The 20,914-nt window shown below is 65.3% G+C and carries 2 protein-coding genes (1 of these 2 running past the window's edge); both read left to right on the top strand.

Translation table 11 applies throughout. The features are described from left to right. Positions 1–3,074 carry the 3' end of a non-ribosomal peptide synthetase gene (locus J5M57_RS24125; RefSeq protein ID WP_207849301.1) on the top strand. The gene continues 9,949 nt to the left of window position 1, outside the view, so only the last 3,074 of its 13,023 coding nucleotides appear in the window; the start codon falls outside the window, past its left edge; it ends in the stop codon at positions 3,072–3,074. Next, positions 3,071–20,914, top strand: coding sequence for a non-ribosomal peptide synthase/polyketide synthase (locus J5M57_RS24120; protein WP_207849302.1), 17,844 nt, complete (start codon positions 3,071–3,073; stop codon positions 20,912–20,914). Before J5M57_RS24125 ends, J5M57_RS24120 begins: the two co-directional genes overlap by 4 nt.

The raw sequence follows: 20,914 nt of genomic DNA, 5'->3' as shown, positions 1-20,914 counted from the left end.
ACCACTTGAGCGCCGCGCAGGGCGATCCGTACCTGCTGCAATCGCGTCTGGCGTTCGACAGCCTCGAACGCTTGCAGGCCTTCGCCGCCGCGCTGCGTCAGGTCATGACCCGCCACGACATCCTGCGCAGCGGGGTGGTGTGGGAGGGCTTGGCGACGCCGGTGCAAGTGGTGTGGCGTGAGGCCGAACTGCCGGTGCAGGAAGTCGCATTCGACCCGGCGGCCGGTGACGTTCTGGCGCAGTTGTACCAGCGTTTCGATGCGCGGCATTACCGCATCGAGCTCAGTCAGGCGCCGTTGATTCGTCTGGTCTATGCACGCGATCCGGCCAACCAGCGGGTGGTCGCGATGCTGCTGTTCCATCACATCGCCACGGACCACACGGCGCTGGCCGTGGTGCAGGCGGAAATGCAGGCGATTCTTTTCGGCCACGGTGAAGCGCCGCAGCCGGCGGTGCCGTACCGCAACTACGTGGCGCAGACGCGCCTGGGTGTCAGCGAGCAGGAGCATGAAGCGTTCTTCCGTACGATGCTCGGTGACATCGACGAGCCGACGCTGCCGTTTGGTTTGCTCGACGTTCATGGCGACGGCAGTGATATCGAAGAAGTGCGCCAAAGCGTGCCCGAGGCCTTGGCCCTGCGCTTGCGCGGCCAGGCGCGGCAGTTGGGGGTGAGCGTTGCGAGCCTGTTCCATCTGGCGTGGGCGCAGGTATTGGCCGCGACGTCCGGGCAGGAGCGCGCGGTGTTCGGCACCGTCTTGCTGGGCCGGATGCAGGGCGGCAGCGGCGCCGATCGCGGCCTGGGCATGTTCATCAACACCTTGCCGTTGCGCGTGGACCTGGGCGACACCCCGGTGCGTGCCGCCGTGCGTGCGACCCATGCGCAACTCACCGCGTTGCTCGGCCATGAGCATGCGTCGCTGGCGCTGGCCCAGCGTTGCAGCGGGGTGGCGGCGCCGGCGCCACTGTTCAGCGCGATGCTCAATTACCGCCACAGTGTCAGCGAGGAGCAGCAGCAGGCCACGCGCCTGAGCTGGCAAGGTATCGAAAACCTCTCCAGCGAAGAGCGCACCAACTATCCGCTGAGCCTCAACGTCGACGACCTCGGCCAAGGCTTTTACCTGACGGCGATGATCCCTTCACGCCTCGGTGCGGCACGGGTGTGTGGCTACCTGCAACAGGCGTTGTCGGGGCTGGTCGAGGCACTGGAGCAGGCACCGCAGCAGGCGTTGAACCGTGTGCCGGTGTTGCCGGATGCCGAGCGCCGGCAATTACTGTTCGACCTCAATGCCACCGCCGTCGATTACGATCTTCAGCAGACGATTCACGGGCTGTTCGAGGCGCAGGTGCAGCGCTCGCCGCAGGCACCGGCGGTGGTCGCCGGTGAGCTGGCGCTGACCTATGCCGAGCTCAATGCCCGGGCCAATCAGTTGGCGCATCACTTGCGCGGATTGGGAGTGCAGCCGGATTCACGGGTCGGGATCTGCGTCGAGCGTGGTCTGGACATGGTGGTCGGGCTGCTGGCAATCCTCAAGGCCGGCGGCGGTTATGTGCCGCTGGACCCGGCGTATCCGCTGGAGCGTCTGGCCTACATGCTGCAAGACAGCGCGCCGCTGGCAGTGCTGGTGCAGGGTTCGACTCGCGCATTGCTCGGTGAAGTGGCGGTGCCGTTGATCGATCTGGATCAGCCGCACTGGCAGTCGCTGCCGACCGATAATCTTGCGGTCGCTGAACTGACCCCGCAGCACACCGCCTACGTGATCTACACCTCCGGCTCGACCGGGCAACCGAAAGGCGTGATCAACGAACACAGCGGGGTGGTCAACCGCCTGCTGTGGATGCAGGACGCTTATCAGCTGACGGCAGCCGACACGGTGTTGCAGAAAACCCCGTTCAGCTTCGACGTCTCGGTGTGGGAGTTCTTCTGGCCATTGATGACCGGTGCGCGTCTGGTCATGGCGCAACCCGGTGGGCATAAGGATCCGCTGTATCTCAGCGAAATCATCGAGCGCGAGCACATCACCACGCTGCACTTTGTGCCGTCGATGCTCGACGTGTTCCTCGCCCACGCCGACACTGCACGCTGCGGCAGCCTGCGTCAGGTGATGTGCAGCGGCGAGGCCTTGCCGGGCAGCATGGTGCGGCGCTTCAAACAGCAATTGCCGGGCAGCGAACTGCACAACCTCTACGGCCCGACCGAAGCGGCGGTGGACGTCACCGCCTGGCATTGCGCCGGCCCCCTTGCACAAACCCCGGACAACACACCCATCGGCAAACCGATCGCCAACACCCGCCTGTACATCCTCGATGCGCAGCAGCAACCGGTGCCGCACGGCGTGGTCGGCGAGTTGTACATCGGCGGCGTGCAAGTGGCCCGTGGTTATCTGAACCGTCCGGAGCTGAACGCCGAACGCTTCCTTGACGATCCGTTCAGCGAACAACCGAACGCACGGATGTACCGCACCGGCGATGTCGCCCGCTATCTGCCGGACGGCAATATCGAATACCTCGGCCGCAACGACGATCAAGTGAAGATCCGTGGCCTGCGCATCGAACTCGGTGAAATCCAGGCGCGCCTGACCCAGATCGACGGCGTACAGGAAGCCGCCGTGCTGGCCCGCGAAGACGTGCCGGGGGACAAGCGTCTGGTGGCGTACTACACCGGTGTGCGACTCGAAGTCGACGTTCTGCGCAGTCATCTGCTGGAGCGTCTGCCGGACTACATGGTGCCCGCCGTGTTCATGCACCTCGATACGTTGCCGCTGAGCCCCAACGGCAAACTCGACCGCAAGGCGCTGCCGGCACCGGATCAGGCAACGCTGACCACGCGCGAGTACGAGGCCCCGGTCGGCGACGTCGAGATCCTCCTCGCACGGCTGTGGGCAGAGCTGCTGAATGTCGAGCGGGTAGGGCGCCACGATCATTTCTTTGAACTGGGTGGTCACTCATTGCTGGCGGTCAGTCTGATCGGCCGCTTGCGTCAGGAAGGCATGGAAGCCGATGTCAGGTCGTTGTTCGAACATCCGACCCTGGCCGGCTACGCCGCAATTACCGAACGAATGGAGATCGTCCTGTGAACGTGATCGAACTGTTGGCCACATTGAAGGCTAAAGATATCCAGCTGGCGGTCGCGGACGACCAATTGCGCGTCAACGGCAACAAGCAGGCGTTGAACGACCCGGCCTTGCTGGCGCTGTTGCGCGAACACAAACCGGCGCTGATCGAACTGATCAAGGCCGGGCAATACTCGGCCACCCGGCACGGGCAGGTCGAGGTGCCGGCCAACGGCATCGTCCCGGGGACGACGCGCATCACCCCGGCGATGCTGACCCTGGTCGAACTCGACCAGGCGACCATTGACCATCTCGTCGAGCAAGTGCCCGGCGGCGCGGCCAATGTGCAGGACATTTACCCGCTGGCGCCGCTGCAGGAAGGCATCCTCTATCACCACGCCAGTGGCGGTGAGGGCGATCCGTATGTCATGCAGTCGCACTTCGCTTTTGCCAGCCGCGAGCGTTTTCAGGCGTTCGCCCAAGCGCTGCAAACCGTGATCGATCGGCATGACATCCTGCGCACCGCGGTGTTCTGGCAAGGGCTGGACGCACCGGTGCAGGTGGTCTGGCGTCGGGCCGAACTGCCGGTGGAAGCGGTGACGCTGCCAGACGCCGCCAGCGATGTTCTGGCGTATATGCACGAGCGCTTCGACGCCCGGCACTTCCGCCTCGACGTCACCCGCGCGCCGCTGATGCGCCTGGCTCACGCCTGGGATGAAGCCGGGCAACGGGTGGTCGCCACGCTGTTGTTCCATCACATGGCCCTCGACCACTCGGCCCTCGACGTGGTGCGCCATGAAATGCGTGCCTGCCTGACCGGGCAGCGTGAATTACTCGGGCGCCCGGTGCCGTTTCGCAACTACGTGGCCCAGGCGCGTCTGGGTGTCAGCGAAGCCGAGCACGAAGCGTTTTTCCGCGACATGCTCGGCGCCATCGACGAGCCGACGCTGCCCTACGGTCTGCAGGACGTGCAGGGTGACGGCAGCCACATCGTTGAGCTGAGCGTGCCGGTCGAAGCGCTGCTGGGCCAGCGCTTGCGGGCGCAGGCGCGGACGCTGGGGGTCAGTGTCGCGAGCCTGTTTCACCTCGGCTGGGCGCAGGTGCTGGCAGCCCTCACCGGCAAACAGCAGGTGGTGTTCGGCACCGTACTGATGGGGCGCATGCAGGGCGCCGAGGCGATCGATCGGGCGCTGGGGATTTTCATCAACACCTTGCCGCTGCGGGTGGATATCGACAACCAGGACGTGCGCGCGGCGGTCAACGCCACTCACGCACGGCTGACCACCCTGATGCGCCACGAACACGCGCCGCTGGCCCTGGCCCAGCGTTGCAGTCACGTGGTGGCGCCGACGCCGTTGTTCAGCACGCTGCTCAATTATCGCCACAGCCACAGCGTCGCCACGGCCAGCGCGCAAACCCTCGCGGCGTGGGACGGTATCGCCACGCTGCACTCCGAAGAGCGCAGCAACTATCCGCTGACCCTGAGCGTCGATGACCTTGGTGACGCGTTCAGCCTGACCTTGCTGGCGAGCACGCAAACCGACCCGCAGCGCATCTGCGATTACATGCACTGCGCCCTGCAGAATCTTCTCCTCGCCCTGGAGCAGGCGCCGCAGACGCCGGTCAATCAACTGCCGATCCTGCCGCCGGCAGAGCTTGAGCAGGTGCTGGTCGGCTTCAATGCGACGCAGGTTGAATTCGCCAACACCCTGACCATTCACCAGCGTTTTGAAGCGCAGGTGGCCGAGCGGCCTGAGGCCGTGGCGGCGGTATTTGCCGACACGCCGTTGACCTACGCCGAACTCAACCGTCAGGCCAACGCCCTCGCGCACCACCTGATCGAACGGGGAGTGAAACCCGACGACCGCGTCGCCATCGTCGCCCGCCGCGGGCTGGATACGCTGGTGGGACTGGTGGCGATCCTCAAGGCCGGCGCCGGTTATGTGCCGATTGACCCGGCGCACCCGGCCGAGCGTTTGCACTATCTGCTCGGTGACAGCGCACCGGTGGCGGTCCTGACCCAAAGCCCTCTGCGCGAGCGCTTGCCGGACCTCGGGGTGCCGATTATCGAACTCGACCACTGCACCTGGCCGCCGGGCGTTACCCATGACCCGCAAGTACCGGGCCTGAGCAGTGCACACCTGGCCTACGTGATCTACACCTCCGGTTCCACCGGCCTGCCCAAGGGCGTGATGGTCGAGCATCACACCTTGAGCAACCTGGTGGATTGGCACTGCACGGCGTTCGACCTGTGCGCCGGTCGCCACACCTCAAGCCTGGCCGGGTTCGGTTTCGACGCCATGGCCTGGGAGGTCTGGCCGGCGTTGTGCGCGGGCGCGACCCTGCATCTGGCACCGACCCACGAGGGCGGTGAAGACATCGATGCGCTGCTCGAATGGTGGCGCGCGCAGCCGCTGGACGTGAGTTTCCTGCCGACCCCGGTGGCCGAATACGCCTTCAGCCAGAACCTCGAACACCCGACCCTGCGCACGCTGCTGATCGGCGGCGACCGCTTGCGCCAGTTCAACCGCAACCAGCATTTCGATGTGATCAACAACTATGGCCCGACCGAAGCCACAGTGGTCGCCACCTCCGGGTTGGTGGAAAGCGGTGATGCGCTGCACATCGGTCAGCCGGTGAGCAACGCCACGGTGTACCTGCTCGACGAACAGCAGCGCCCGGTGCCGATTGGCGTGGCCGGCGAGTTATACGTCGGTGGTGCCGGGGTCGCCCGTGGCTACCTCAATCGCCCGGAGATGACCGCCGAACGCTTCCTGCGTGACCCGTTCAGCAGCGCACCCGACGCGCGGATGTATCGCACCGGCGACCTCGCGCGTTGGCGCGAGGACGGCAACATCGAGTACCTGGGGCGCAACGACGATCAGGTGAAAATCCGTGGCGTGCGCATCGAGCTGGGGGAAATCGAAACCTGCCTCAACCAGTTGCCGGGGATTCAGGAGGCGGTGCTGCTGGCCCGCGAAGACCAACCCGGGCAGGTGCGACTGGTGGCCTACTTCACCGAGCAGGCGCAGGTCGAGGCGCTGCCGGTGGGCGAGTTGCGCGCGCAATTGCTCAGCCGCTTGCCGGAATACATGGTGCCGACAGCGTTCGTCAAACTCGCCGCGCTGCCGCTGACCGCCAATGGCAAGGTCGACCGCAAGGCTTTGCCGGCGCCGGACCTGGCGGCGCTGTTCACCCGCGAATACATGGCGCCCGAAGGCGAGGTGGAAACCGCGTTGGCGCAGATCTGGGCCGATGTGCTGCAGGTCGAGCGGGTGGGGCGTCAGGATCACTTTTTCGAACTCGGCGGCCACTCGCTGCTGGCGATGCGCATGGTCTCGCAGGTACGGCAACGGCTGGGCGTCGAGCTGGCGCTGGGGGATCTGTTTTCCAACGCCGAACTGGCGGCGGTCGCTTTAGTCCTGAGTGAAGCCGGACGCTGTGCGCAACCGCAGATCGTGCCGGTGCCACGTGACGGTGCCTTGCCGCTGTCGTTCGCCCAGCAACGCCTGTGGTTCCTCGCGCAGATGGAGGGCGCCAACACCGCCTACAACATTCCCGTGGCTCTGCGCCTGCGCGGCCGTCTCGATGATCAGGCGCTGCAACAGGCACTGGCGCGCATCGTCGCCCGCCACGAAACCCTGCGCAGCCGCTTCGCCCAATTCAACGACGCAGCCCAAGTGCTGATTGCCCCGGTGGACACCGGCCTGCTGCTGCGCGTCGAAGACCTGCGTCAGCACCCGCAACCCGAAGAAACCCTGCAAGCGCTGATTCAGGGCGAAGCCTCGGCACCGTTCGACTTGCAGGACGATCCATTGATTCGCGGACGCCTGGTGCGTCTGGCCGACGATCACCACGTGCTGTTGCTGACCCTGCACCACATCATCTCCGATGGCTGGTCGATGGGCGTGCTGACCCGCGAACTGATGGCGCTGTATCAGGCGTTCAGCCATGGCCAGCCCGATCCGCTGCCACCGCTGGCGCTGCAATACACCGACTACGCGGTGTGGCAGCGACGCTGGCTCAGCGGCGAAGTGCTGCAACGCCAGAGCGAATACTGGCAGCAGACACTCGCCGGCGCGCCGGCGCTGTTGATGTTGCCCACCGACCGACCACGTCCGGCGCAGCAGGACTATGCCGGCAGCAGCGTTGCCGTGGTGCTCGACGAACGCCTGAGTGCCGGGCTCAAAGCCTTGGGCCAGCGGCACGGCGTGACCCTGTACATGACGCTGATGAGTGCCTGGGCGATGCTCCTCAGTCGCTTGTCCGGGCAGGCGGAAGTGGTGATCGGTTCGCCGGTGGCCAACCGCACTCGCGCCGAGATCGAAGGCCTGATCGGCATGTTCGTCAACACCCTGGCCTTGCGCATCGATACGGCGGGCGCGCTCAGCGTTGAAGCGCTGCTCGCCCGGGTCAAGGCGCAGACCCTGCAAGCGCAGGCGCATCAGGACCTGCCGTTCGAGCAGGTGGTGGAAGTCACTCGACCGGTACGCAGCCTGGCGCACAGCCCGTTGTTCCAGACCCTGCTGAGCTGGGACGGCCTCGAAAGCCCGACCCTGGTCCTCGGCGAGCTGATGCTGGAAGGCCTGGCCGAGCCGAGCCACTTTGCCAAGTTCGACCTGTCGCTGAACCTGAGCGAGTCCAACGGCGTGATCCGCGGCTCGCTGGAATACGCCACGGCGCTGTTCGACGAGACCACGGTCGAGCGCTTTGTCGGCTACTTCCAGCGCCTGTTGCAGGCGATGGTCGCCAACGATCAGGCAGTGCTGGAACATGCGCCGCTATTGGCGCAGGAAGAGCAGCAGCGCTTGCTGGTCGAGTTCAATGCCACCGCCGTCGATTACGATCTTCAGCAGACGATTCATGGGCTGTTCGAGGCGCAGGTGCAGCGCTCGCCGCAGGCACCGGCGGTGGTCGCCGGTGAGCTGGCGTTGACCTATGCCGAGCTCAATGCCCGGGCCAATCAACTGGCGCATCACTTGCGAAGTTTGGGTGTACAGCCGGATTCGCGAGTCGGGATCTGCGTCGAGCGTGGTCTGGACATGGTGGTCGGGCTGCTGGCGATCCTCAAGGCCGGCGGCGGTTATGTGCCGCTGGACCCGGCGTATCCGCTGGAGCGTCTGGCCTACATGCTGCAAGACAGCGCACCGCTGGCGGTGCTGGTGCAGGGTTCGACTCGCGCATTACTCGGTGAAGTGGCGTTGCCGTTGATCGATCTGGATCAGCCGCACTGGCAGTCGCTGCCGACCGATAATCTTGCGGTCGCTGAACTGACCCCGCAGCACACCGCTTACGTGATCTACACCTCCGGATCGACCGGGCAACCGAAAGGCGTGATCAACGAACACAGCGGGGTGGTCAACCGCCTGCTGTGGATGCAGGACGCTTATCACCTGACGGCAGCCGACACGGTGCTGCAGAAAACCCCGTTCAGCTTCGACGTCTCGGTGTGGGAATTCTTCTGGCCGCTGATGACCGGCGCCCGATTGGTCATGGCCCGGCCCGAGGGGCACAAGGATCCGCTGTATCTCAGCGAAATCATCGAGCGCGAGCACATCACCACGCTGCACTTTGTACCGTCGATGCTTGATGTGTTTCTCGCCCACGCCGACACCGATCGTTGCGGCAGCCTGCGTCAGGTGATGTGCAGCGGCGAGGCCTTGCCGGGCAGCGTGGTGCGGCGCTTCAAACAGCAATTGCCGGGCAGCGCACTGCACAACCTCTACGGCCCGACCGAAGCGGCGGTGGACGTCACCGCCTGGAATTGCGCCGGCCCGCTTGCACAAACCCCGGACAACACGCCTATCGGCAAACCGATCGCCAACACCCGCCTGTACATCCTCGATGCGCAGCAGCAACCGGTGCCGCACGGCGTGGTCGGCGAGTTGTACATCGGCGGTGTGCAAGTGGCCCGTGGTTATCTGAACCGTCCGGAGCTGAACGCCGAACGCTTCCTCGACGATCCTTTCCAGATCAATGGGCGGATGTACCGCACCGGCGACGTCGCCCGCTATCTGCCGGACGGCAATATCGAATACCTCGGCCGCAACGACGATCAAGTGAAGATCCGCGGCCTGCGTATCGAACTCGGTGAAATCCAGGCGCGCCTGACCCAGATCGACGGGGTGCAGGAGGCCGCCGTGCTGGCCCGCGAAGACGTGCCGGGGGACAAGCGTCTGGTGGCGTATTACACCGGAGAATCGCTGGAAACCGATGCGCTGCGCAGTCATCTGCTGGAGCATCTGCCGGACTACATGGTGCCCGCCGTGTTCATGCACCTCGACACGTTGCCGCTGAGCCCCAACGGCAAACTCGACCGCAAGGCCTTGCCAGCACCGGATCTGGCAGCGCTGACCACCCGTGAATACGAAGCGCCGGTCGGTGAAGTGGAAATCGCCCTGGCGAAACTCTGGGCCGACCTGCTCAACGTCGAACGGGTAGGGCGCCACGATCATTTCTTCGAACTGGGTGGGCACTCGTTGCTGGCGGTGAACCTGGTGGCGCGGATGCGCCGTGTCGGCCTCAGCGCCGACATTCGCGTGCTGTTCAACCAGCCGACGCTGGCCGCCCTGGCTGCTGCCGTCGGCGGTGAGCCCGAGGCCGAAGTCGCGGCCAACCTCATCCCGGCGGATTGCACACGCATCACCCCCGAGCTGCTGCCATTGGTGGCGCTCGACCAGCCGAGCATCGACCGCATCGTCGCGAGCATTCCCGGCGGCGTCGCCAATGTGCAGGACATCTACCCGCTGGCGCCGCTGCAGACCGGCATCCTCTTTCATCACCTGTCTGCCGTGCAGGGCGATCCGTACGTGTTGCAGGCGCAGTTTGCGTTTGCTGATGAACAGCGTCTGAACAGCTTCACCCAAGCCCTGCAAAGCGTGATCCAGCGCCATGACATCCTGCGCACCTCGCTGTTCTGGGACGGGTTGCAAGACCCGGTGCAAGTGGTCTGGCGCGAGGCGCCGCTGGCCTGCGAAAGCCTTGCGCTGGACCCGGCGCACGGCGATGTACTGGAGCAATTGCGCGCTCGGTTCGACGCCGGTCAGTACCGCATGGCGGTCAATCAGGCGCCGCTGATGCGTGTGGTGCACGCTTGGGACGCTGACAATCAGCGCGTGGTGGCATTGCTGCTGTTCCATCACCTGGTGATGGATCACGTGGCGCTGGAGGTGCTGCAACATGAAATGCAGGCCTTCCTGATCGGCCAGCCGCAACGTCTGGCCGCGCCGGTGCCGTATCGCAACTACGTGGCGCACACCCTGTCGGGGCTGACTGAGCAGCAGCACGAACGCTTCTTCCGCGAAATGCTCAGTGATGTCGGCGAGCCGAGTGTGCCGTATGGCCAGCACGGCATTGCTGAGGGCCACGCCGAAGAAGCACGGTGTTTGCTCGACCTTGATCTGAGTCAGCGCGTCCGGGCCAAGGCCCGGCGTCTGGGGATCAGCGCCGCGAGCCTGATGCATTTGGCCTGGGCGCAGGTGCTGGGGAAACTCTGCGGACAGGACGCCGTCGTGTTCGGCACCGTGTTGCTGGGGCGGTTGCAGGCGGGCGAGGGCGCCGAGCGGGCGCTGGGGGTGTTCATCAACACCTTGCCGCTGCGCGTCGATCTGGGACAACGCTCGGTGAAGGATGCTGCCCTCGCCACTCACCAACAATTGAACGGGTTGCTGCAACACGAGCATGCGCAATTGGCGCTGGCACAGCGTTGCAGTGCCATGCCCGCCGGCACGCCATTGTTCAGCACGCTGTTCAACTATCGCCACAGCGCCACTGCCGGCGCGTCCTCCAGGGAGGCCGCGAGCGCATGGCAAGGCATGCAGTTGCTCAATACCCAGGAGCACACCAACTACCTGCTGAGCGTGAGTGTCGATGACCTGGGCGAGGGGTTTGGTTTCACCGCACTGGCCGCCTCCGGCATTGATGCCGGACGCATCTGCGAGTATCTGCAACTGGCCGTGAGCAACCTGCTGCAGGCGCTGGAGCAGACACCGCAACTGAGCGTTGATCAGGTGTCGATCCTGGCGCAGGACGAACGCCAGCAATTGCTGGTCGAGTTCAATGCCACCGAGCGTGAATACCCGCGTGCGTTGACCGTGCAGGCGTTGTTCGAAAGGCAAGCGTCGGCAGATCCGCAGGCCATCGCTGTGGCACATGGCGAGCACACGGCGAGTTATGGCGAATTGAATGATCGGGCCAATCGGTTGGCCCACTACCTGATCGCTCAAGGCGTGCAGCCGGCCGACCACGTAGCGATCCTGTTGCCGCGCTCGCTGGAACTGCTGGTGGCGCAACTGGCGATTGCCAAGTGCGCGGCGGCCTATGTGCCGCTGGACATCAACGCGCCAAGCGAGCGCCAGGCGTTCATGGTCGAGGACTGCCGCGCCGTGGCGTTACTGACCCTGCGTGGAGAAAACATCGACTATCCGGTGCGACGCATCGATCTGGATGCCCTGGCGCTGAACGGCCAGCCTGCGCACAACCCGAACCTGGCACAGTCCGCGGAAGCGCTGGCGTACATCATGTACACCTCCGGCTCCACCGGCACGCCGAAGGGCGTGATGGTCCCGCACCGTGGCATCGCGCGCCTGGTGCTGAACAACGGTTACGCCGATTTCAATGCGCAAGACCGCGTGGTGTTCGCCTCCAACCCGGCGTTCGACGCCAGCACCATGGACATCTGGGGACCGCTGCTCAACGGCGGGCGGGTGGTGGTGATCGATCACCAGACCTTGCTCGATCCGCACGCGTTCGGCCGCGAATTGAACGCCAGTGGCGCGACAATCCTGTTTGTCACCACCGCGCTGTTCAACCAGTACGTGCAGTTGATTCCGCAGGCGCTCAAGGGCTTGCGCATCCTGCTGTGTGGCGGTGAACGCGGCGATCCGGCGGCGTTCCGCACGTTGCTGGCGGTCGCCCCGCAACTGCGCATCGTGCATTGCTACGGCCCGACCGAAACCACCACGTACGCCACGACCTTCGAAGTGCACGAAGTGGCGGATAACGCCGAGAGCGTGCCGATTGGCGGGCCGATCTCCAACACCCAGGTGTATGTGCTCGATGCGCATCAACAACCGGTGCCGATGGGCGTGACCGGCGAGTTGTACATCGGCGGGCAGGGCGTGGCCCTCGGTTACCTGAACCGGCCGGAGCTGACGGCCGAGAAGTTCCTGCGCGATCCGTTCAGCGATCGTCCTGGCGCGTTGCTCTACCGTACCGGTGACCTTGTGCGCTGGCTGGCGCCGGGGCAACTCGACTGCATCGGGCGCAATGACGATCAGGTGAAAATCCGCGGTTTCCGCATCGAACTCGGCGAGATCGAAAATCGCCTGCTGGGCTACCCGGGGATCAAGGAAGCCGTGGTACTCGCCCGTCGCGATGGCCAGCAGCCGCTGCGGCTGACGGCCTACTACACCGCGCACGACGGCGTGGTCGAACTTGCCGATCTGCGTGAGCATGTGCAGGCGCAGTTGCCGGAATACATGGTGCCGAGTGCCTGGGTGCAACTCGATGCCTTGCCGCTGAACAACAACGGCAAGGTTGATCGCAAAGCCTTGCCCGAACCGGATGCTGCGGCGTTGTTCAGCCGCGAATACGTTGCGCCACAGGGCGAACTGGAAATCGCGCTGGCGCAGATCTGGGCCGAGACCCTGCAGGTCGAGCAGATCGGACGCCATGACAACTTCTTCGAACTCGGCGGTCATTCGTTGCTGGCGATGCGCATGCTGTCGCAGGTGCGCCAGCGCCTGGGCGTCGAACTGCCCCTGAGCGAGCTGTTTGCCGATCCGCATCTCGGCGCGGTGGCCGCAGTGCTGAACCGTGCCGGGCGCAGCACCTTGCCGGAAATCGTACCGGCGGCGCGTGATCAAGCGCTGCCGCTGTCCTTTGCCCAGCAACGTCTGTGGTTCCTCGCGCAAATGGCCGGCGGCAACTCGGCGTACAACATTCCGATGGGGCTGCGCTTGCGCGGGCGCCTCGATAGCGAAGCGCTGCAACGCGCATTGGCCCATATCGTCGCGCGGCACGAAACCCTGCGCAGCCGTTTTGTCAGCATCGACGATCAGGCGCAGGTCACGATTGCCCCCGTCGATAGCGGTCTGCTGTTGCAGGTGGAAGACCTGCGCCAGGACCCACAGGCCGAAGCCAGCGTGCAGGCGCTGCTGGCGCAGGAAGCCGCGACCGTCTTCGATCTGCAGCACGATCCGCTGATTCGCGGGCGACTGCTGCGTCTGGCCGACACGCACCATGTGCTGTTGCTGACCGTGCATCACATCGTCGCCGACGGCTGGTCGATGGGCGTACTGACCCGTGAACTGATGGCGCTGTATCAGGCCTTCAGCCACGGCCAGCCCGATCCGTTGCCGCCACTGGCGCTGCAATATGGCGATTACGCCGTGTGGCAGCGGCGCTGGCTCAGCGGCGAGGTGCTGCAACGCCAGAGCGAATACTGGCAGCAGACCTTGGACGGCGCGCCGGCCTTGCTGACCCTGCCCACCGACCGTCCGCGCCCGGCGCAGCAGGATTTTGCCGGCAGCACGGTCGAGGTGCGGCTGGACGAGCGCCTGAGTGCCGGGCTCAAAGCCTTGAGTCAGCGTCACGGCGTGACCCTGTTCATGACCGTGATGAGTGCCTGGTCGCTGCTGCTGAGTCGGCTGTCCGGACAGACCGATGTGGTCATCGGTTCGCCCGTGGCCAACCGCACCCGCGCTGAAATCGAAGGCCTGATCGGCATGTTCGTCAACACCCTGGCCTTGCGCATCGACACCTCGGGCGCGCCGAACACGGCCGCGCTGCTGGCGCGGGTCAAGGCGCGCACGCTGGAGGCTCAGACGCATCAGGATCTGCCGTTCGAGCAGGTGGTGGAAATCGTCCGGCCGGTGCGCAGTCTGGCGCACAGTCCGTTGTTCCAGACCACTTTGAGCTGGGACAGCCACGTCGGGCCGAACCTCGCCCTCGACGATTTGACCCTCGAAGGCGTGGCCGCGCCGGCACAGGTTGCCAAGTTCGATCTGACCCTGACCCTGGGCGAGGTCAACGGCGTGATTCGCGGTTCGCTGGAGTACGCCACGGCGTTGTTCGATCAGTCGACCGTCCAGCGTTATGTCGGCTACTTGCAGCGCCTGCTGGCGGCGATGGTCAGCGATGATCAAACGGTGTTGGAACAGGTGCCGTTGCTCGCCGAGGATGAGCGTCAGCGCCTGCTCTGCGGCTTTAATGCCACTGCGCGCGATTACCCGCAGGCGCTGACCGTGCACGGGATTTTCCAGCAGCAAGCCGCGGCGCATCCAAAGGCTGTGGCGGCAGTGCACGGCGAGCATTCGCTGAGCTACTTTGAGCTGAATGCCCAGGCCAACCGCCTCGCGCATCACTTGATCGGCCAAGGCGTGCAGCCCGGCGACCACGTGGCGATCCTCTTGCCGCGCTCGCTGGAACTGCTGGTCGCGCAACTGGCGATTGCCAAGTGCGCGGCGGCCTATGTGCCGCTGGACATCCATGCCCCGAGCGAGCGTCAGGCGTTCATGGTCGAGGACTGTCACGCCGCTGCATTGCTCACCCTCAGCGGCGAAGTGCTCGACTACGCCGCGCCGCGCATCGACCTGGACCGGCTCAACCTCAGCGCCCAGCCGACGCACAACCCGAACCTGCTGCAGTCCTCGGAAGCGCTGGCGTACATCATGTACACCTCCGGCTCCACCGGTACCCCGAAAGGCGTGATGGTTCCGCACCGGGCTATTGGCCGGCTGGTGCTGAACAACGGGTACGCCGATTTCAATGCGCAAGACCGTGTGGTGTTCGCCTCCAACCCGGCGTTCGACGCCAGCACCATGGACATCTGGGGGCCGCTGCTCAACGGCGGGCGGGTGGTGGTGATTGATCACCAGACCCTGCTTGATCCGCACGCGTTCGGCCGCGAATTGAGTGCCAGTGGCGCGACAATCCTGTTTGTCACCACCGCGCTGTTCAACCAGTACGTGCAACTGATTCCGCAGGCGCTCAAGGGCTTGCGCATGCTGCTGTGTGGCGGTGAACGCGGCGATCCGGCGGCGTTCCGCACGTTGCTGGCGGCCGCGCCGCAATTGCGCATCGTGCATTGCTACGGCCCGACCGAAACCACCACGTACGCCACGACCTTCGAAGTGCACGAAGTGGCGGATAACGCCGAAAGCGTTCCGATTGGCGGGCCGATCTCCAACACCCAGGTGTATGTGCTCGATGCGCATCAACAACCGGTGCCGATGGGCGTGACCGGCGAGTTGTACATCGGCGGGCAGGGCGTGGCCCTCGGTTACCTGAACCGGCCGGAGCTGACGGCCGAGAAGTTCCTGCGCGATCCGTTCAGCGACCGGCCTGGCGCGTTGCTCTATCGCACCGGCGACCTCGCACGCTGGCTGGCGCCGGGGCAACTCGATTGCATCGGGCGCAATGACGATCAGGTGAAGATCCGTGGTTTCCGCATCGAACTGGGGGAAATCGAGAGTCGCTTGCTCAACTGCGCCGGGGTCAAGGAAGCCGTGGTGCTGGCGCGCCGCGACGGTCAGGAAAGCACGCGTCTGGTGGCCTATTACACGGTCCACGAGCAGCCGCTGGACAGCGCCGACCTGCACGCGCAATTGCAGGCGCGGCTGCCGGAGTACATGGTGCCGAGTGCGTGGGTGCAACTCGATGCCTTGCCGCTGAACAACAACGGCAAGATCGACCGCAAGGCGTTGCCGGCGCCGACTCAGGAGGCGCTGCTCAGCCGCGCTTACGAGGCACCGGCCAATGCGCTGGAAGCCGGTCTGGCGCAGATCTGGAGCGAGTTGCTGCAGGTTGCGCAGGTCGGTCGTCACGACAACTTCTTTGAACTGGGTGGGCATTCGCTGCTGGCCATGCGCATGCTGTCCCAGGTGCGCCAGCAACTGGGAATCGAGCTGGCGCTGGGTGAGCTGTTCGCCAACCCGGAACTGGCCGCCGTGGCCGAGGTGCTCGGCCGCGCCGGGCGCAGCACGCTGCCGGACATCCTGCCGGCGCCGCGTGATCAAGTGCTGCCGCTGTCGTTCGCCCAGCAACGCCTGTGGTTCCTGGCGCAAATGGGCGGTGGCAACAGCGCTTACAACATCCCGGTCGGCCTGCGCCTGCGCGGTCGCCTCGATGAAGACGCACTGCAACGGGCGCTGGGGCGAATCGTTGCGCGCCACGAAAGCCTGCGCAGCCGGTTCCACCCGCTCGACGATGCGGCTCAGGTGCTGATCCTGCCGGCAGACACTGGCTTGCTGCTGCAGGTCGAAGACTTGCGGGGCTTGCCGCAGGCCGACGAAGCCCTGCGCCGGTTGGCCGAGGCCGAGGCCAGCGCGCCGTTCAACTTGCAGGACGATCCGCTGATTCGCGGTCATCTGGTGCGGCTGGCCGACGATCACCATGTGCTGTTGTTGACGATGCACCACATCGTCTCCGACGGTTGGTCGATGGGCGTGCTGACCCGAGAACTGGCGGCGTTGTATCAGGCGTTCAGCCATGGCCAGCCCGACCCGTTGCCGCCGCTGGCGTTGCAATACACCGACTACGCGGTGTGGCAACGCCGTTGGCTGAGCGGCGAGGTGCTGCAACGCCAGAGTGATTTCTGGCAACAGGCGCTGGCCGGCGCGCCGGCCTTGCTGACCCTGCCCACCGACCGTCCGCGCCCGGCGCAACAGGACCACAGTGGCGCCGGCGTCGACATCCAGCTGGACGAGCAGCTGAGTGCCGGGCTCAAGGCGCTGTGTCAGCGTCGCGCGGTGACGCCATACATGGTGATCATGAGCGCTTGGGCGATGACGCTCAGTCGCCTGTCCGGGCAGTCCGAGGTGGTGATCGGTTCGCCGGTGGCCAACCGCACGCGGGCCGAGATCGAAGGCCTGATCGGCATGTTCGTCAATACGCTGGCCCTGCGCATCGACACCTCGGACGAGCCGAGTGGTGAAGCGTTGCTGGCGCGGGTCAAGGCGCAAACCCTGCAAGCGCAGGCGCATCAGGACTTGCCGTTCGAACAGGTGGTGGAAATCTGCAAGCCGCTGCGCAGCCTGTCCCACAGCGCGTTGTTCCAGACCCTGCTCAGTTGGGACAACAACGACGGGCCGGCGCTGACCCTGGGCGATCTGACCCTCGAAGGCGTGGCCGGGCCGAGTCGTTTCGTCAAATTCGACTTGTCGCTGACCCTCGGTGAGCACCCAAGCGGCATTCGCGGGGCGCTGAATTACGCCACGGCGCTGTTCGACGAGGCGACCATTCGGCGCTTCGTCGGCTACTTCCAGCAGTTGCTGGCGGCGCTGGTCAACGATGATCAGGTGGTGCTGGCGCAGGTGCCGTTGCTGGCGGCGGATGAGCGTCAGCGTTTGCTGGTGGACTGCAACGCGACGCAAGTCGATTGCCCGCTGGAGCAACCGCTGCAGGCGTTGTTCGAAGCGCAGGTGCGGCGCAAACCGGATGCCGTCGCGCTGCAATCCGCGCAAGGAACTCTGACTTACCGCGAGCTCAATCAGCGTGCCAACCGCTTGGCCCATCATCTACGCGAACTCGGTGTGCAGCCCGATGCGCGCGTGGCGATCTGTGTCGAGCGCGGGCTGGATCTGGTGGTTGGCCTGCTCGGCATTCTCAAGGCGGGCGGCGCCTATGTGCCACTGGACCCGAGCTATCCGGCAGAACGTCTGGCCTACATGCTCAAGGACAGCGCGCCAACGGCGGTGCTGGTGCAAACGGCCACTCGCGGGTTGTTCGATGCCTCTGCAGCGACATTGATCGACGTTGATCACAACACCTGGCAGCACCTGCCGGAGCATGACGTGCAGGTGCCGGGCCTCAACGCCTCGAACCTCGCTTACATGATCTACACCTCGGGTTCTACCGGACTGCCCAAAGGCGTGATGATCGAACACCGCAGCGCCTGCAACATGGTGCACTGGGGTTCGGAGATTTCCCCACCCACCGAGCACGGTGCGCTGCTGCAAAAAGCCCCGTTCAGTTTCGACAGTTCGGTGTGGGAGATCTTCTGGCCGCTGTGCTCCGGGATGCGTCTGGTGCTGGCGCGGCCGGATGGCAACCGTGATTCGGCGTACGTGGTGCAAACCATTCGCGAGCAGCAGGTGACGGTGGTCAAGTTCGTGCCGGCGCTGCTGCAGCAGTTCATCGAGCAGGACGGTGTCGAGCAGTGCACCAGCCTGACTGATGTGCTCAACGGTGGCGGCGAACTCAGCGCCGCGCTGGCGCGCCAAGTGCGTGCGCGGCTGCCGTGGGTGCGTTTGCACAACGTCTACGGTCCGACCGAAACCACGGTCGACAGCACCGGCTGGACGCTGGAACCGCACATGAGCGTGCCGGACAGCGTGGTGCCGATCGGCAAGGCGTTGAGCAATACTCGTTTGTACGTGCTCGATGCATACGATCAACCAGTGCCGCAAGGTGTCAGCGGTCAGTTGCACATCGGCGGCGTCGGCGTGGCGCGGGGTTATTACGGCTTGCCCGAGATGCAGGCCGAGCGCTTTATCGACAGCCCGTTTGTGCCCGGTGATCGGCTGTACTGCACCGGGGATCTGGTGCGCTACAACAATGACGGCGAACTGGAATTCCTCGGCCGCAACGACTTCCAGATCAAGCTGCGTGGCTTGCGTCTGGAACCGGGAGAAATCGAGGCGCGGCTGGTCGAGCATCCGGCGATCCGCGAAGCGGTGGTGATGGTTCGTGACGAGCGTCTGGTTGCCTGGTACACCGTGCGCTCCGGCGTCGACGCGCCCAGTCTGGAGACCTTGCGCGCGCATGTGCTGGAGCGTTTGCCGGAGTACATGGTGCCGGGCGCGTTTGTGCAACTCGACGCGTTGCCGCTGACGCCGAACGACAAGATCGACCGCAAGGCCTTGCCGGAACCGGGGGCGGACGCGGTGATCAACCGGCCTTATGTGGCGCCGCAAGGTGAAATCGAAACCACGCTGGCGCGGATCTGGGGTGAAGTGCTGGGCGTCGAACAGGTCGGGCGTCACGACAACTTCTTCGAACTCGGGGGCCATTCGTTGCTGGCGGTGCGGCTGGTCAATCTGATGCAACGGGCCGGGCTGACACTGTCGTTGGCCGAACTGTTCCAGCATCCGAGCGTCGAGTCTGCCGCCGCGCTGCTCAGTCAGGGCGCGGTGGGCGGGCAGCCGGACGGGCTGGTCGTGGTACGTGCCGGGCGCCACGGTACGCCGTTGTTCCTGATGCACGAGTTCAGCGGCCGCGACGTGTATTTCCCGACGCTGGCCCGGCACATCGGCGGCGAATTCCCGATCTACGGCTTGCCCGGCGTGCCCCTTGGGCAAGCGCAATTGCGCACGCTCGAGTGCATGGCGCAGCGCATGGTCGGGATCATCCGTGCGGTGCAGCCGCACGGGCCGTATCGACTGGCGGGCTGGTCGTTCGGCGGGGTGCTGGCACACGAGGTCGCGCAGCAATTGCTCGGCCTCGACGAGCCGGTGGAATTCATCGGCATGCTCGACAGCTACGCGCCGAACCCGCTGGCCCAGGACAAGGTGATGTGGAGCGGCGAGGGCCTGGACAAGCGCCAGTTGCTCGGCCATTGCCGTGGACGTTCGCTGATGCTCGGTGCCGAAGGCGAGGCGGCGCTGGTGGCGGTGCAGGCGCTGGAAGCTCAAGTCGAACAGCTGGCTTTCCCTGAGCTGTTCCAGCGTTGCCAGGCGCAACAACTGACCGACCCGGAACTGGCGACGGTCAGCGCGGCGGATGCCTGGCATTACTTCGATCGCGAAGCGGCGCATCGCCTGGCGCTGGCGCATTACCGGCTCAGCCCGGCGAGCCAGACGATCCACCTGTTCCGTGCCCAGGAATTGATGGACGGGCAGTCCATGCCGAGCCCGACCCGTGGCTGGGAAGAACGCTTCGACAGCGGTTTGCTGCGCTGCATCGACATCCCCGGCGATCACCGGACCATGATGAAAGCACCGCACATCCAGGCTCTCGGCCAGGCGCTGACGCAGGCACTGGACGCGGTGGTGGCGCCGACAGCAGCGCCGTATCAGCCGCTGCTGACGATCCAGACCGGGCACGCCGGGCATGCGCCGATTTTCTGCGTGCCGGGGGCGGGTGACAGCGTCACCGGGTTCATTCACCTGACCGAGGCCATCGGTCCGGAATGGCCGATCATCGGCCTGCAACCCCGAGGGCTGGACGGCGTCAGTGTGCCGCACAGTGCGGTGGAGGCGGCGGCGACGTGCTACCTGCAGGCCATCGAGCAAATCTATCCGCAAGGGCCGGTGCACCTGATCGGCCATTCGTTCGGCGGCTGGGTGGCGCATGCGATGGCGGCGCAGTTGCAGGCGGCCGGCCGTGAAGTGGCGTCGCTGACCTTGATCGACAGCGAGGCACCGGGCGGCGATGGCACCGCGGGCAAGCCGTACACCGCCACCGCTGCGCTGCAACGGCTGATCGACACCCTGCAGTTGTCCTGTGGCAAGTCGCTGGGCATCGATCCGGCGGCCTTCGCAACCGCCGATGACCGCACGCAATTGCGTCTGCTGCACGACGGCATGGTGCGCGCCGGGGTGTTGTCGCAGCGGGCGGCGCCGGACGCGATGCACGGTCCGGTGCGCACCTTCGCCACGGCGCTGCGCACGGTCTATCAACCGCGTCTGGCCTACACCGGGCCGGTGCGGCTGGTGCTGGTCGATGACCCGACGCTGGACGAGTGGGGCAATCAGCGCGAACAGGCGGCGATGCTCGAAGGCTGGCAGCGGCAGGTCAACGATCTGGCGGTGTGGTACGGGCCGGGCAACCACTTCACGATTCTCAAGGCGCCCAACGTCTTCAGTTTCGCCGCGTGGTGGCATGACGGTCTGTCGCTGGCGGTCGACCAGGTGCTGTCCTGA

Source organism: Pseudomonas sp. 86_A (assembly GCF_017491705.1).
GTDB classification, from domain to species: Bacteria; Pseudomonadota; Gammaproteobacteria; order Pseudomonadales; family Pseudomonadaceae; genus Aquipseudomonas; species Aquipseudomonas koreensis.
Note: the sequence above shows the minus strand (reverse complement) of the source record. Positions and strands in the feature narration are given on the sequence as shown.